At 68.5% G+C, this 14,782-nt stretch carries 10 protein-coding genes; 5 read left to right on the top strand and 5 right to left on the bottom strand.

The features are described 5' to 3' along the window. The first annotated feature begins 171 nt into the window (after positions 1 to 171). Both JOE41_RS14255 and JOE41_RS14250 read left to right on the top strand, forming a co-directional pair. On the top strand, positions 172 to 5,172 hold the full coding sequence (locus JOE41_RS14255; protein WP_209753639.1) for a DNA glycosylase AlkZ-like family protein: 5,001 nt from the start codon (positions 172 to 174) through the stop codon (positions 5,170 to 5,172). Further along, a complete protein-coding gene (locus JOE41_RS14250; protein WP_209752725.1) occupies positions 5,165 to 6,004 on the top strand; it encodes an Fpg/Nei family DNA glycosylase in 840 nt (279 codons plus the stop codon). Before JOE41_RS14255 ends, JOE41_RS14250 begins: the two co-directional genes overlap by 8 nt. Here JOE41_RS14250 and JOE41_RS14245 read toward each other — a convergent pair. Further along, positions 5,959 to 6,621: a YitT family protein gene (locus JOE41_RS14245; protein WP_209752724.1), complete on the bottom strand. Its 663-nt coding sequence runs from the start codon at positions 6,619 to 6,621 to the stop codon at positions 5,959 to 5,961. The two genes, JOE41_RS14250 and JOE41_RS14245, sit on opposite strands and share 46 nt — an antisense overlap. A 61-nt stretch (positions 6,622 to 6,682) precedes the next feature. On the opposite strand from JOE41_RS14245, the gene JOE41_RS14240 reads away from it, so the two are divergent. Then, positions 6,683 to 8,173, top strand: coding sequence for a PLP-dependent aminotransferase family protein (locus JOE41_RS14240; protein ID WP_209752723.1), 1,491 nt, complete (start codon positions 6,683 to 6,685; stop codon positions 8,171 to 8,173). Positions 8,174 to 8,208: 35 nt separating this feature from the next. Here JOE41_RS14240 and JOE41_RS14235 read toward each other — a convergent pair whose 3' ends face one another. Together JOE41_RS14235 and JOE41_RS14230 are read right to left on the bottom strand one after the other, a co-directional pair. Then, entirely contained in the window at positions 8,209 to 8,901 is a 693-nt protein-coding gene (locus tag JOE41_RS14235) for an SRPBCC domain-containing protein (protein ID WP_209752722.1), read from the bottom strand. Next, on the bottom strand, positions 8,894 to 9,526 hold the full coding sequence (locus tag JOE41_RS14230; protein WP_209752721.1) for a helix-turn-helix domain-containing protein: 633 nt from the start codon (positions 9,524 to 9,526) through the stop codon (positions 8,894 to 8,896). Before JOE41_RS14230 ends, JOE41_RS14235 begins: the two co-directional genes overlap by 8 nt. A 157-nt stretch (positions 9,527 to 9,683) precedes the next feature. Here JOE41_RS14230 and JOE41_RS14225 point away from each other — a divergent pair, with 157 nt between their 5' ends. After that, positions 9,684 to 10,628, top strand: a complete 945-nt coding sequence (locus JOE41_RS14225; RefSeq protein WP_209753638.1) for an RluA family pseudouridine synthase — start codon at positions 9,684 to 9,686, stop codon at positions 10,626 to 10,628. 65 nt (positions 10,629 to 10,693) lie between these two features. Further along, positions 10,694 to 11,311 (top strand): DedA family protein, encoded by a 618-nt coding sequence (locus tag JOE41_RS14220; protein WP_209752720.1) that lies wholly within the window; start codon positions 10,694 to 10,696, stop codon positions 11,309 to 11,311. Here JOE41_RS14220 and JOE41_RS14215 read toward each other — a convergent pair. Both JOE41_RS14215 and ppc read right to left on the bottom strand, forming a co-directional pair. After that, a complete protein-coding gene (locus tag JOE41_RS14215) occupies positions 11,308 to 11,613 on the bottom strand; it encodes a hypothetical protein (RefSeq protein WP_011690482.1) in 306 nt (101 codons plus the stop codon). The genes JOE41_RS14220 and JOE41_RS14215 overlap by 4 nt on opposite strands. 146 nt (positions 11,614 to 11,759) lie before the next feature. Then, positions 11,760 to 14,624 (bottom strand): phosphoenolpyruvate carboxylase, encoded by a 2,865-nt coding sequence (gene ppc / locus JOE41_RS14210; protein ID WP_209752719.1) that lies wholly within the window; start codon positions 14,622 to 14,624, stop codon positions 11,760 to 11,762. Between the last annotated feature and the right edge of the window lie 158 nt (positions 14,625 to 14,782).

The raw sequence follows: 14,782 nt of genomic DNA, 5'->3' as shown, positions 1-14,782 counted from the left end.
GCCCGCCCGCCCGCGGACGGCGGCGCCGCCAGCCCTGTCAGGGCCGCCGCCAAGAGTGTCGGTGCCGTAGGGCATGATGGAAGAATGCAGGGGAAGGAGTCCGCCAGCGGCATGCCGCCGGGCGACACACCATCAGGAACGCCAGCCGGCGGGCGTACTTCCGCGCGGACCATGGACCGGTTCAGCCAGGCCACCAGGGAATGGTTCCTCGGCGCGTTCTCCGCGCCCACGCCCGCACAAAACGGCGCCTGGAACGCTATTTCGTCCGGGTCCCATGCACTGGTAGTCGCCCCGACCGGCTCCGGCAAAACGCTCGCGGCGTTCCTCTGGGCGCTGGACCGACTCCAGTCATCCGCTCCCGCCGAGCCGGAAGCATTGCCGGGCCTGGACCCGGCCGCCAAAGGCAGGAAGCCCAAGACGCCCAAGCGGAAAACCCGCGTCCTGTACATCTCGCCGCTCAAGGCGCTGGGCGTCGACGTCGAACGCAACCTCCGCGCGCCGCTCATCGGCATCACGCAGACAGCAAAGCGTTTGGGACTGCCCGCACCGCTGATCACCGTGGGCGTCCGCTCGGGAGATACGACGACGGCGGACCGCCGCGCGCTGCTCAGCCACCCGCCGGACATCCTGATCACCACGCCCGAATCCCTCTTCCTGATGCTCACGTCAAAAGCCCGGGAAACGCTGGCCGAAGTGGACACCATCATCGTGGACGAGGTCCACGCCGTCGCAGGCACGAAGCGCGGCGCGCACCTGGCCGTATCACTCGAACGCCTGGATGCCCTCCTGCCCAAACCGGCGCAGCGGATCGGCCTCTCGGCCACTGTGGAGCCCCGTGAACTCGTGGCCCAGTTCCTGGCCGGCTCCGCGCCGGTGGAAATCGTGGCCCCGCCGTCCAAGAAGAACTGGGACCTGACAGTTTCCGTGCCGGTGGAGGACATGTCCGACCTGCAGGGGGCCGCCGGCGCCTTCGACTCCGGGCCTGCCTCAGGGCTGCAGCCGCAGGCCTCCATCTGGCCGCATGTGGAAGAGAAGATCGTTGACCTGGTGATGGCCAACCAGTCCACGATCGTCTTCGCCAACTCGCGACGCCTCGCGGAGCGCCTAACCGCGCGCCTCAACGAAATTTATGCCGAACGCCAACTGGTGGCAGCGGGCGGCGGCTGGGGAGAGTTCGGCGCCGGAGCGCCGGACTTCGGAGCGCCGGACTTCGGAGCGCCGCCTGCCGGAGGAACGGCGGCGTCCCCCGGCGCCGGGGCCCCGGCGTCGACGGCCACCCCGGCCCACATGATGGCGCAGGCGGGGAGTACCGTAGGCGCCGACCCGGTGCTGGCCCGGGCACACCACGGCTCCGTGTCGAAGGACCAGCGGGCGCTGATCGAGGATGACCTGAAGTCGGGCCGGCTGCGGTGCGTTGTTGCCACGTCCTCCCTTGAGCTTGGCATCGATATGGGCGCCGTGGACCTGGTGGTCCAGGTGGAGTCTCCGCCGTCCGTTGCCAGCGGCCTGCAGCGGGTGGGCCGGGCCGGGCACCAGGTGGGCGAAGTGTCGCAGGGTGTCCTGTTCCCCAAGCACCGTGCCGACCTCGTGCATACGGCCATCACCGTGGAGCGCATGCTGGGCGGCAAAATCGAACGGCTCAGTGTTCCCGCCAACCCGCTGGACATCCTTGCGCAGCAGACCGTGGCCGCCACGGCGCTGGGCTCCATCGATGTGGAGGAATGGTTCGCCACGGTCCGGCGGTCCGCCCCGTTTGCGTCCCTCCCCCGCTCTGCGTTCGAGGCCACGCTGGACCTGCTGGCCGGCCGCTACCCGTCAGACGAATTCGCCGAGCTCCGGCCCAGGATCATCTGGGACCGCAATGCCGGCACCATCGAAGGGCGCCCCGGCGCGCAGCGGCTGGCCGTGACGTCCGGAGGCACCATCCCGGACCGCGGGCTTTTCGGCGTCTACATCATCGGCACCGAGGTGGAAGGCTCGGCATCACCGTCCGGCGACGGCAAGGCCGCCAGTCCCGCCGCCTCCGCAGCCAAGGGTGGCCGGCGCGTGGGTGAACTCGACGAGGAAATGGTCTACGAATCCCGGGTGGGGGACGTCTTCGCCCTGGGTGCCACCAGCTGGAAGATCGAGGACATCACGCACGACCGTGTGCTCGTTTCCCCGGCCTTCGGCCAGCCCGGCAAACTCCCCTTCTGGAAGGGTGATTCGCTGGGCCGGCCGGTGGACCTGGGCCGCGCGCTGGGCGCATTTGTGCGCGAACTCTCAGCGTCCGACGTCGGACCCGCCACGGAACGCTGCAAGGCCAGCGGACTCGATGATTTCGCCGCGAACAACCTGATCCAGTACCTCGCCGAACAGAAGCTGGCCACCGAAGTTGTCCCCAGCGACACCACCCTGGTGGTGGAGCGGTTCCATGACGAGCTGGGCGACTGGCGCGTGGTCCTGCACAGCCCGTTCGGCATGCCCGTGCACGCTCCCTGGGCCCTTGCGGTGGGGCAGCGCCTGCACCAGCGCTACGGGATGGACGGCTCCGCCATGGCCGCGGACGACGGCATTGTGCTGCGGGTGCCCATGATGGAGGACGAGCCGCCCGGCGCCGAACTGTTCCTCTTCGATCCGGAGGAGCTGGAACAGATCGTGACGGCCGAGGTGGGCGGGAGCGCCCTCTTTGCCTCGCGCTTCCGTGAATGCGCCGCCCGCGCCCTGCTGTTGCCCCGGCAAAATCCGGGGAAGCGCCAGCCCCTGTGGCAGCAGCGCCAGCGGTCCGCGCAGCTGCTGGACGTGGCCCGGAAATATCCCACGTTCCCCATCGTTCTGGAGACGGTGCGCGAGTGCCTGCAGGACGTCTACGACCTCCCGGCGCTGAAGGACATCGCAGCGTCCATTGAGCGGCGCGAGTTGAGGATCCTGCAGACCACCACGCAGCAGCCTTCGCCGTTCGCAAAGTCACTGCTGTTCGGCTACGTGGCCCAGTTCCTCTACGAGGGCGATTCGCCGCTTGCCGAGCGCAGGGCGGCCGCACTGGCCCTGGATTCAACCCTGCTCAATGAGCTCCTGGGCCGGGTGGAGCTGCGCGAGCTTCTGGACGCCAAGGTCATTGAAGCCACCGAACGGGAGCTGCAGCGCCTCGCCCCGGACCGCCGGGTGCGCGGCATGGAAGGTGTCGCGGATCTGCTCCGGCTGCTCGGTCCGCTGACGCCCGCGGAAGTGGCCGCGCGGCTGGAACCCGCCGGATCGCAGGTAGCCGAGCCAGCCCCGGGCGTCGAGCCAGCCCCGGTGGTTGAACCTGTCGGAACACTCGTGGCCGACGCCGCTGCCCACCTAGCCGCCCTGCAGCGGGCCAACCGCGCACTCCGGGTGAATATCGGCGGCGTCGAGCGCTTTGCGGCCGTGGAGGACGCTGCCCGCCTGCGGGACGCCATCGGGGTGCCCCTGCCCATGGGGGTGCCGCTGGCGTTCATCGAACCTGTCGCCGACCCCCTGGGCGACCTCGTCTCCCGCTACGCCCGCACCCACGGGCCCTTCACCGCAGCGGAAGCCGCGGCCCGGCTGGGACTCGGCGTCGCCGTCGTCGGCACCGCGCTCAAACGGCTCGCCGCGGACGGCCGCGTGGTGGAAGGCGAGTTCCGCCCGCACGCCACACCGCCCCGCCAAGTGCCCGAAACACCGGAACCCGGTGAGGAAGATGCGCCTGCGTTGCCGTCCGCCTCTACCATCACCTTGGCCGGCACCAGTGAATGGTGCGATGCCGAGGTGCTGCGAAAGCTACGCCGCCGGTCGCTGGCGGCGCTGCGGGCCGAAGTGGAACCCGTGGATGCCTCCGCGTACGGACGGTTCCTCCCTGCCTGGCAGAACGTCCGGACTCCCGGCCGCCGGGGCCAGTCCGCCCTGCGCGGGCTGGACGGCATCATCACCGCCGTCGACCAGCTCTCCGGCGTGCCGGTTCCCGCCTCGGCGTGGGAGCCGCTCGTCCTCGCAAGCCGCGTCAGCGACTACCAGCCCGCCATGCTGGACGAGCTGATGGCCGCCGGCGAGGTCCTCTGGTCCGGCGCCGGCGCGCTGCCCGGCAATGACGGATGGGTGAGCCTGCACCTTGCGGACTCGGCCGAACTCACGCTGAACCCCGCTCCGGACTACCAGCCCGGGGACGCGCAGCAGCGGCTGCTGGAGCACCTGCAGAACAACGGCGGCGGCTACTTCTTCCGCCAGCTGACCGACATTGCAGGCGGCATGGATTCCGTGCTGAGCGACCAGGATGTGGTGTCCGCCTTGTGGGACCTGGCGTGGGCGGGCCGCATCACCGGCGACACCTTCGCTCCGGTCCGGGCCATGATCGCCGGCGGCCACACGGCGCACCGGCAGGTTGCCCGGGCCCCGCGGGCGCGTGCACCCCGCATGAGCAGGCTGGGCCGCGCCCACGGAACCGGCCTGATGGGATCTGCCGGGCTGACCGGCGGACGCTACGGCTCCGTGACCGGCGCCGCCCCTACCCCTCCGCTGGCGGCCGGCCGGTGGTCCGCCCTGCCGTTGCCGGAACTGGACCCCACCATCCATGCCCGCGCCACGGCGGAGCTTCTGCTGGACCGCTACGGGGTGGTCACCCGCGGCTCCGTCATGGCCGAGAACATCCTGGGCGGATTCGGCCTGATGTACAAAGTCCTTGCCAGGCTGGAAGAGGCCGGGCGTTGCCGCCGGGGGTACTTCATTGAACACCTCGGCGCCGCGCAGTTTGCCGTTCCCGCCACCGTGGACCGGCTGCGGTCGTACTCTGAAGACTCCCAGCTGGCGAAGCCGGAGCCCGTTGCCCTTGCGCTTGCCGCGACCGACCCCGCCAACCCGTACGGTGCGGCTCTGCCGTGGCCCGCGCTCAGTGTCGAGGCCGGAAGCGGCCACCGTCCGGGCAGGAAAGCCGGAGCCCTGGTGGTGATGGTCGACGGCGCGTTGGCGCTGTACGTGGAGCGCGGCGGCAAGACGCTGCTCGCCTTCGATGAAGATCCGGAGGTGCTGGCCGCCGCGGCAGCAGCCCTGGTCGGCGTGGTCAAACGCGGCGCCGTGGACAAGCTCATCATGGAGAAGGTCAACGGCCACGGCATCCTGGACACTCCCGCAGCCGCTGCCCTGACCCACGCCGGCGCCTATTCGACTCCGAAGGGACTGAGAATCCGTGCCTGAAGGCGATTCCGTCTGGCGGGCGGCGGCCCAGCTGCATGCCGCCCTGGCCGGGCACCAACTCACAGCCTCCGACTTCCGGGTGCCCCGGTTCGCCACCCTGAAGCTGGCGGGCTGGACCGTGGACGAGGTGGTGCCCCGCGGAAAGCACCTCCTCATGCGGCTTCGAGGTCCGGCGGAGGAACGGCTTACCATCCACTCCCACCTGAAGATGGAAGGCGCCTGGCAGGTCTACCCGCCCGGCGGCCGCTGGCGGAAACCGGGGTTCACCGCGCGGTGCGTACTGCGCACGGCCACGGCGGACGCCGTCGGGTTTTCCCTTGGCATCCTGGAAGTGGTTCGCACCGCCGACGAGGACTCCGTCGTCGGCCACCTGGGGCCGGACCTGCTGGGGCCGGACTGGGACATGGCGGAGGCTGAACGGCGGCTGCGCGAAGCGCCGGACGTTCCCATCGGCGTGGCACTGCTGGACCAGCGAAACCTCGCCGGCATCGGCAACATCTACCGCTGCGAGGCCTGCTTCCTGTCCGGCATCCATCCCGCAGCACCGGTCTCCGAGGTGACGGACCTGGCCGCCATGATGACCACGGCCAAGCAGCTGCTGGAGGCCAACCTGGGGCCGGGGCGCCGGACCACCGTCCTCAACCCGCGCGGAATGCCGGTGGGACGGATGGCCGGAAGACCTGGATACTGGGTATACCGCCGCGAGCACCAGCCGTGCCTCAAATGCGGTACGCCCATCCGGCACGGCGTGCTCGCCAAGGGTGCGGGCACCGAGGAGCGGGACATCTACTTCTGCCCGAGCTGCCAGCCGCCGCCGGCAGGAACTGCATGATCGGCGGCTGACTCAAGCGGAAGCGGGACCGGGCGCGGCGCCTCCGGCACCGTGAACCGCGGCAGCAACAACTGCACCAGCGGTCCGATAGCCAGGGCGTACACCACTGTGCCCACGCCCACGGAGCCGCCCAGCAGCCATCCGGCAGCCAGGACCACGATTTCGATGACCGTCCGGGACGTCCGCACCGACCACCCCGTCCGCCGCGCCAGGCCGGTCATCAGCCCGTCGCGGGCGCCGGGGCCGAACCGGGCGCCAATGTAGCAGGCCGACGCGATGCCATTCAGCAGCACAGCCCCCGCCAGCATGCCGATCTGGCCGCCCAGATGCGAGAATTCGGGAATCAGCGCCAGCCCCACGTCCGCGAAAACACCCACCAGCACGGCGTTGCACAAGGTGCCGAAGCCGGGCCACTGCCGCAACGGAATCCAGAGAAGAAGGACGAGGAAGCTCACGATCACCACCACCGCTCCGATGGAGAGGCCCGTCTTTCCGGACAGGCCCTGATGGAAGACATCCCAAGGGTCAAGGCCAAGGCCGGCACGGATGAACATGGCCAGCGAAATGCCGTACATGGCCAGGCCGGTAAACAGTTGAAGGAGTCTTCGGGTCATCATGGGAATCATCCTCCGGCAAAACTGGCCTTGTAATCCATATCCAGTTTGAGATACTGGCTACATGTCCGGATCCCTCAATCCCACTGCCTTGGTGCGCCTCCTGGGCGGGTGGCACCGCGGCGCGGGGCCCGCCTACCGCGAGCTGGCCGACGTCGTACGCCTCCTCATCCTGGACGGGCGCGTCCCCCTGGACATGGCACTGCCCAGCGAGCGCGCCCTGGCCGAAACCCTGGGTGTCAGCCGGACAACGGTGACGGCCGCCTATGCCAGCCTCCGCGAGCAGGGGTTCCTGAGCAGCCGGCAGGGCAGTCGCGGCAGGACCTGCATTCCCCGCCAAATGCCGGCGGGTGCAGGGGGTCCGGCGGCCGCTGAACTGATCAGCCCTAACGCGCTGGCCGGCGCACCGGGACTGGCAGCGCCGCCGGGCCTGCTCGACCTCGCCTACGCGTCCTTGCCGGCCAGCGGCGAAGTGGTGCACCGGGCCTTTGCCGCCGCACTGACGGAACTCCCTGCACTTCTTCCGGGCTTCGGCTATGACGCCGTCGGCATCGCACCGCTGAGGGAGGCCATCGCCGCGCGGTACACGGCGGCCGGAGCCCCCACCACGGCGGAGCAGATCCTGGTGACATCAGGCGCGCAGCACGCACTGAACATCGTGCTCCGCACCCTGGCCGGCCGGCAGGACAAAGTACTCGTGGACCATCCCACGTACCCGCACGCGCTTGATGCCATCCGCGCCAGCGGCTGCCGGCCGGTGCCGGTCGCACTCCCGCACGGGCGCGGCTGGGACGTGGCCGGAATGGAATCCGCCATGATGCAGCAGCGGCCGAAGATGGCTTACGTGGTGCCCGACTTCCACAACCCGACGGGCCGGCTGATGACCGATCCCCAGCGCCGCCGCCTTGTCCGGGCGGCGGCGGCCGCGGGAACAGTGCTGGTGGTGGACGAGACACTTCGTGAATTGAACCTCGACGCCGTGGGCGCGGCCCCGCTGGCGGCCTTCAGTCCGGCGGTGGTCACCATCGGCTCGCTGAGCAAGTCGCATTGGGCCGGCCTGAGGACCGGCTGGATAAGGGCCGGCAGTTCACTGATTCAGCGCTTCGCAGCTGCCCGGACCACCATGGACCTGGGCGGACCGGTGGTGGAACAGCTGGCGGCGGCACACCTGGTCCGCTCGCTCGACGAGCCGCTTCCTGCCCGGCTGGCGGCCCTCCGCGAGAATCGGGCAGCGCTGCTTGAGCTGCTCGGCGGGATCCTCCCCGACTGGGAGCCGGAGCGGCCCGACGGCGGGCTGAGCGTCTGGTGCCGGCTACCTGCACCGATCAGCACCGCGCTGACGGTCCTCGGCCCCGACTTCGGCGTGAGGCTGGCAGCCGGCCCAAGGTTCGGCCTGGGCGGGGCTTTCGAGCACTACCTGCGAATCCCCTTCACGCTTCCGCCCGGGCAATTGGAGACGGCGGTGCGTGCCCTGCGGTCAGCCCAGGACAAGCTCGACGCCGCACCCCGTCTCCGCCGCAGCCTCCGCCGCACGCCCGCCGTCGCCATCGCCTGACTTCGGCACCAAGGCGGGCCGTGGGCGGCCGGCTCCTATGCGTAGACCTTGGCGAGGTAGCCGCCCCACGCCTTTGCCGTAGCCTCGGAATTCCCGCCGCCGCTGAAGTCGTGGACCGTCATGCCCACCGGCGCCCCGAACGCATTGCGGCCGAAGAACCGGTACATGGTGTCCGCGGTCCGCAGGCCCAGGAAGTTCTCGTTGGAGAAGTCCACCTGCCCGGTGAGCCGCCCCACGCCCTCGAGCTCCGCATCGAAGGTGTCACCCTGCGACGCGGCGTCGACGCCAAGGGCTTTCTTCAGCCGCACGAAGCCGTCCGGTACCTGCGAGGCCGCCGGACCCTGGATGTCCGTGAAGACCACCGGGCGGCCGTCAAAGTACTGCAGGTACTGGCCCAGGGTGTGGAGGTAGAACTCCGTGTGCTTGCTGGCGCCGTCGTACTGCTCGTCCCAGTTGTCCGCGAAGATGCCGCTGTGGACGTAATGCAGCCTGGCCCGGCCGCCGTCGAGCGGTTCCAGGACGTGTTCGAGCTGGTTGAACCAGCCGTCCGGCCCGTCCATGCGGGACACCAGGTGCTGCGGATACTCCTCCACCGTTTTCACGTCCGGCCACTGGTCCGTGGGGAACATCCACCCGGGCGTCCCCTTCGTGACGGCTTCCCAGACGCGCTCCGGGGTGCCGGGCAGCTCGGTGTCGTAAACAATCTCGAATTTCCGGTTGTCAGTCATTGTCCTGCTCCTGTTCCTTTTCCCCGGACGGGGTGGTTTGTTTTGGTTCTTTGAGTGCCGGGTGAAGCGCGACGACGAGCCGGTGCTTCCGCCCGCCCGTCCCGCCGTCGTGGTGGTATTTGTCCACGAGCCGGGTGACCGCAACGCCCAGTTCTTCGGCAAAGGCGGCACGGTCTGCGGCGGTGCGGAAGGTGATTTCACCGTCGATAGCGAACGTGGCGAGTTTCTGCCGTGCGGCCGCTGCCCCGGCGATGAGCTTCCCCACTTCCTGGACCATGCGCCCGGCGAGGGCCAGCAGCCAGAAGGCGGAGAACCGGTCCGCGAAACGGTGCGGATCCGGCGCAACGGAGGCCAGTGCCACCGGCGAAATGAGATAGGAAGCGGCCGTGGCCTGCAGCACCCGCTCCGTGACGTTGCCCTTGCGGCGCTCCTCCACCAGCTCGACGAGGCCGTGGCGCTCCAGCGCCTTGAGGTGGTAGTTCACTTTCTGCCGGGGCAGCCCTACTTTCGCGGCGAGCTGGGTGGCCGAACCGGGCTCCGCGAGCTCCCGGAGGATGCGGGTCCGGATGGGGTCCAGCGAGGCTTCCGCAGCCGCCGCGTCCTCGATCACTTCGATGTCCAACATGGCTTAAGTATCGCTACCGACAATTTTATTTGTCAAGAACTTTTTTACCGTCGGCGGCCGTATCGACGGTTCCCTGCCGGCTAGACGTCGCGCAGCGTCTGGCACGCAGGGAACCGTCGAAACGGCGGGGAGGTGGCCCCGGTAGAATGGACCGGTGATGCAATCCCCCCTCCCCGTGCGCGACGGCGTGAACGCGACCCGCCTGCGCCTCCCGGACGAGGGGCCGTGGGATACCGCGATGGACTACATGATGCACCGCTGGGGCCACATCGACCCGCAGGGCATCGAGGACCGTTTCGACGCCGGCGAGATCGTGGGCGAGGGCGGCGTTCCGCTGGACAGGCGCACCAGGCTGGAGGACCACACCTTCATCTGGTACTACCGCACCCTCCCGCCTGAGACGCGGCTTCCCGTTGAACTCAGCATCCTGCACCAGGACGACCACATCCTTGTGGTGGACAAGCCCCACTTCCTGCCCACCACGCCGGGCGGTACATATATCCAGGAGTCGGCCCTGGTGCGGCTTCGGAACCAGCTGGACCTCCCGGACCTGATCCCCATGCACCGCCTGGACCGGATGACGGCCGGCATCCTCCTGCTCTCCACCAACCCGGAGACCCGCGGCAAGTATCAGGTGCTCTTCGAGAAGCGCCAGGTCCAGAAGGAGTACGAGTGCGTGTCCGCCGCGGAACCGGCCGCCGGGTACCCCGCCGTCGGTTTCCCCGTGGTGGTCCGGAACCGCATGACCAAGTCCCGCAGCTACCTGCTGGCCGAGGTGGTGGACGGCGAACCCAACGCGGAAACCCGCATTGAACTGATAAAAACGTTCGACGCCGGCACTCACGCAAGTGAACCGGCGCGCCGGGGCCTGCACCGCCTTGAGCCGCACTCGGGAAAGACCCACCAGCTCAGGGTGCACATGGCGTCGCTGGGACTGGGGATCGTCAATGACGCCTTCTACCCCGAGCTGCTGGACAAGGCACCGGACGACTACACCAGGCCTCTGCAGCTCCTGGCCCGCGGAATCCGGTTTATCGACCCCATCACCGGGCAGCCTGTGGAGTACCGCAGCCGGCTTCAGCTCAGCGAGGCCCCGGCCTAGGACGGACCCGGGACCGGACCACGCCCGGTCCGTCCCACGTCACGAAAATGAGGTACCTTGTGCCCATGGACCTCGCCAACGCTGACACCTGGGGCGCCGCGATCTATTTCTGGATCATCCCCATCGTCCTTGGCGACGCCGTTTTCCCGCCCGTCCCCTCCGAAATGGTGGTGATCACGGGCGGGGCGCTCGCCGCAGAAGGCCGCGCCAACTTCCTGCTGGTGGGACTCCTGGCCGCGTTTGCGTCGTGGGCGGGCGATGTTGTGGTGTTCCAGCTTTTCAAGCGCCGCCTGAGCCATGTCCTGGACCGGTGGGGGTGGGGCCGCACGTTCCACCGCGGCATCCACGCCGCCATCGCCAAAGCGGGCCGTTCCACCACGTACGGCGCCATCATCGGTGTGCGTTTCATTCCGGGCGGACGGCTGGCGACGTCTGCGGCCGCCGGGATCGCCGACGTCACCACCCGGGCATTCAGCTTCTGCGCCGCGCTGGGCGGAGTTCTCTGGGGTACCTGGCTCACAGGGCTCGGCTATTTCACCGGATCAGCCACCAAGCTGCCGTTCTGGGCGAGCTCGCTGATCGGCGTCGCCGTCGGGCTGGTGATCGGTGCGGTGGTGGGCATGATTGTCACCCGACGCCGCGGCAGCCGGTCCCCCGTGGACGAACCCGGCGATCCGGCTTAGACGGGAGCCCAGCGGCCGCGGCTGCGGCGGAGCACCAAAAGTGCGCCAGTCACCGCAACGCGCTCGACGGCGTCGCGCATCATTGCTGCCGATTCCCGCGCCTGGTTGTTCTCGCCGGTGTACTCCGTCGGCTCCACCAGGAAGCGAAGGTTCAACTCCGGGACGCCGGCGGCAATCTGCAGCTGGTTCGACTCCACGTGGTGCCTCGTGCCGAGCGCTTCGACTGCGGCGGCCATCACGGCCTCGGGAGGATTGCCGGGCTTCAGCCCGGTGATCTTGAGTCTGGTCTGGAACGAAGGCATAAAATCAACCCTAGCGTCAGGACGCTCTCTCACCTTTCGTCGGTATTTCCCGGACGCTCTCTCACCTTTGGCCGCCAAAAACCAGACCCTCCCTCACAGGTGAGAGAGGGTCTGGAGATTTCCCGCAGGAAGTGAGAGAGCGTTGGTTATCCGGTGTTGCGGAGGCCCGCCGCCACTCCGTTGACCGTGATGAGCATGGCGCGCTGGAGGCGTTCGTCCACCTCTGCTCCGGAAATGCTCTCGCCCTCGGAACCCTCGGCCCGCATGCGGCGCATCAGCTCCACCTGGAGGTAGCTGATGGGATCGAGGTACTGGTCGCGGATCTCCAGGGAGCGCTTGAGGGTGGGCTGCGCGTCGAGGAGCACGTGCTCGCCGGTGAGCTTCTGGATCTCGGCGACTGTGAGGTCGTATTCCTCCCGGATGGCCCGGAACAAATGGTGCAGCTCTTCAGGTACCAGCGTCGAGACGTAGTAGCCGGCAATGTCCATGTCCGTCTTGGCCAGCGTCATTTCCACGTTGGACAGGACCGAGCGGAAGAAGTGCCAGCGGTCCATCATTTCCGTGAGCTGTTCCGTGTTGCCGGCTTCGCGGGCAGCCTTCAACCCGGAGCCCACGCCGAACCAGCCCGGCACGATCTGCCGCGACTGGGTCCAGCCGAAGACCCACGGGATGGCGCGCAGCCCGCCCAGACCGGCGCCGGAGTCCGGGCGCTTGGACGGACGTGAGCCGATGTTGAGGGAGCCCAGTTGTTCCACCGGAGTGGAGGCCATGAAGTAGGCCGGCAGGTCCGGATCGTCGATGAGCGAGCGGTAGCGTGCGAAGGCGGCATCGGAAATGGTTTCCATGACGTGGCCGTAGCGCTCGCGCTGGTCCTCGGACGTGCGCGGGGTGCGGTGCAGCGCTGAGCCCTGCATCACGGCGGCCAGGGAAAGCTCCAGGTTCTCGCGGGCCAGCTCAGGCAGCGAGTACTTGTCCGAGATGACTTCACCCTGCTCGGTGAACTTGATTTCACCTTCGAGGACGCCGTTGGGCTGCGCCATGATCGCGTCATAGGTGGGCCCGCCGCCGCGGCCCACGGATCCGCCGCGGCCGTGGAAGAGGCGCACCCGGACGCCGTGCTTGGCCGCGACATCGCGCAGCTTCCGCTGGGTCTTGTGGATCTCCCACTGGCTGGTCATCACGCCGGATTCCTTGTTGGAGTCCGAGTAGCCAAGCATGATTTCCTGTACGTCTCCGCGCAGCCGGACGAGTTCCCGGTAGGACGGATCGGACAGCAGCTGGTCCACGATCTCCGCTGAAGCCCGCAGCTCCTCCACCGTTTCCAGCAGCGGAGCAAAGCCGATCTTGGCGTAGGGCGCGTCACCGAAGAGGCTGACGAGCCCTGCTTCGCGGGCCAGCACAGCTGCGGCAAGGACGTCGTCGGCGCCGCGGGTCATGGAAATGATGTACGTCTCGATGACGTCCGGGCCATAGGTCTTAAGGGCCCGGCGGATCTCACGGAAGACGTCGTACGTGCCGTCAGCTACGCCGTCGAGCTTTATCGGGTGGCCGGACAGCGGACGGCGGGACCCCAGTTCCGCTCCCAGCACCTCGAGGCGCTCGGCGCGGCTGAGTTCGGAGTACCGCACGCCGGGACCGCCCAGGCGGTCCATGAGTTGCCCGACGGCGTCATGGTGGTGGTCGGCGTGCTCGCGGATGTCCAGGGTGGCGAGGTGCAGTCCGAAGGAGGCGATGGCGCGGCGCACCCGTGCCAGCGCACCGTCGGCGGCAAGCCCGGCGTGGTGGTTGCGCAGCGATTCCTCCAGCAGCCCCAGCTCGGCGAGGACGCCGGCCGTTGACGTGTAGTCCCGGCCAGGCTCATGGGAGGAGCCTGCCGCCACGCGCTTGGCGGTATTGAGGAGCTTGGCCTTGATGCAGGTGAGCTTGAGCCGGTAGGGCTCCTGGGCATTGAGTTCGAGGACCCGGCGGTCCAGGCCCGGCAGGTTCTTGAGGTCCGTATCGATCGAGTCCAGCAGCTCCTGGTCCGCCCCGGCCAGCGCGGTGGAGTTGGACAGGATGGCAATGAGCTCGTCGATCATGGCAATGCTGATCCGGACGGCATGCTGGTTCTGGATCTGCAGGATCTCGCGGGTGACGCCGGCAGTGACGTTCGGGTTGCCGTCTCGGTCGCCGCCGATCCACGAGCCGAAGCGGATGGGGGCTTTCTGCGACGGCAGCGTCACGCCGTGCTCACCCAAGAGCTCGGAGAGGTCCGAAAGCATTTCAGGCATGGCATCGGTGAGGATGCTGTTCAGGTAATAGATGGCGTTGCGGGCCTCGTCCACGGGGGTGGGCCTGACCTGGCGGAGCTCGTCCGTCTGCCACATCTGGTCGATCACCTCGGCGAGCTGGCGGTCCTGGCGGCGGCGGGCCGAGGTGCCTTCCTCCGTGGAAACTGCCAGGACGTCGGAAAGCCGGCGGATCTTGTCCAGGACGGAGCGGCGGGAGGCTTCTGTGGGGTGGGCTGTGAAGATGGGGCGGACATCCAGCTCGTTGACCACTTCCTGGAGGACTGCCGGTCCGGCCTGGCCGGAGATCTCCTCCACGGCCTTGGCCAGCCAGCCGTCCTTCTCCTGCCGGGTCCGCAGGCCCCGGACCCGGTGGACCTGTTCGGCGGCGTTGGCCAGGTGGAAGTAGAACGCAAAAGCACGGACCAGGTCGGTGGCCTGGTCAATGGGCAGGGAGCCGAGCAGTTCGCGGACCTGGGCGACGACGTCGTGCGAGCTCCAAGGGCCGGTGGCGTCCGCGCCTCCGCGGGCCGCCTCTTTGGACTCCTTGGTCAGCAGGCGGACCTGCTCGACGAGGTCGAGGAGCTCCGGGCCGTGCTGGCGGACCAGCGATTCGCCCAGCAGCGTGGAGACGCGCCGGACATCCGCCCGGAGTTCGGACGCGAGATCAGCGCTGGAATCGGAACCGGCAGGATCAGTGCCTGCCGCGAGATGAGCGCCTGGATTTACTGCAGTGTCAGCCATGGAAACTATCTTTCGAGGGTTCGGACTTGGCTCGTACACTGCGCTGGATACTGTGAGCCGGGTTACGTGTTCCTATGGGATGTTACCCGGCACTCTCGCGGGGTGGGAATTTGTCTCAGATAGTGTTCGTGCCCTTGACGTCCGCGGCGGCCCCCTGT

The organism is Arthrobacter sp. PvP103 (assembly GCF_017833075.1).
Taxonomy (GTDB): domain Bacteria; phylum Actinomycetota; class Actinomycetes; order Actinomycetales; family Micrococcaceae; genus Arthrobacter.
Note: the sequence above shows the minus strand (reverse complement) of the source record. Positions and strands in the feature narration are given on the sequence as shown.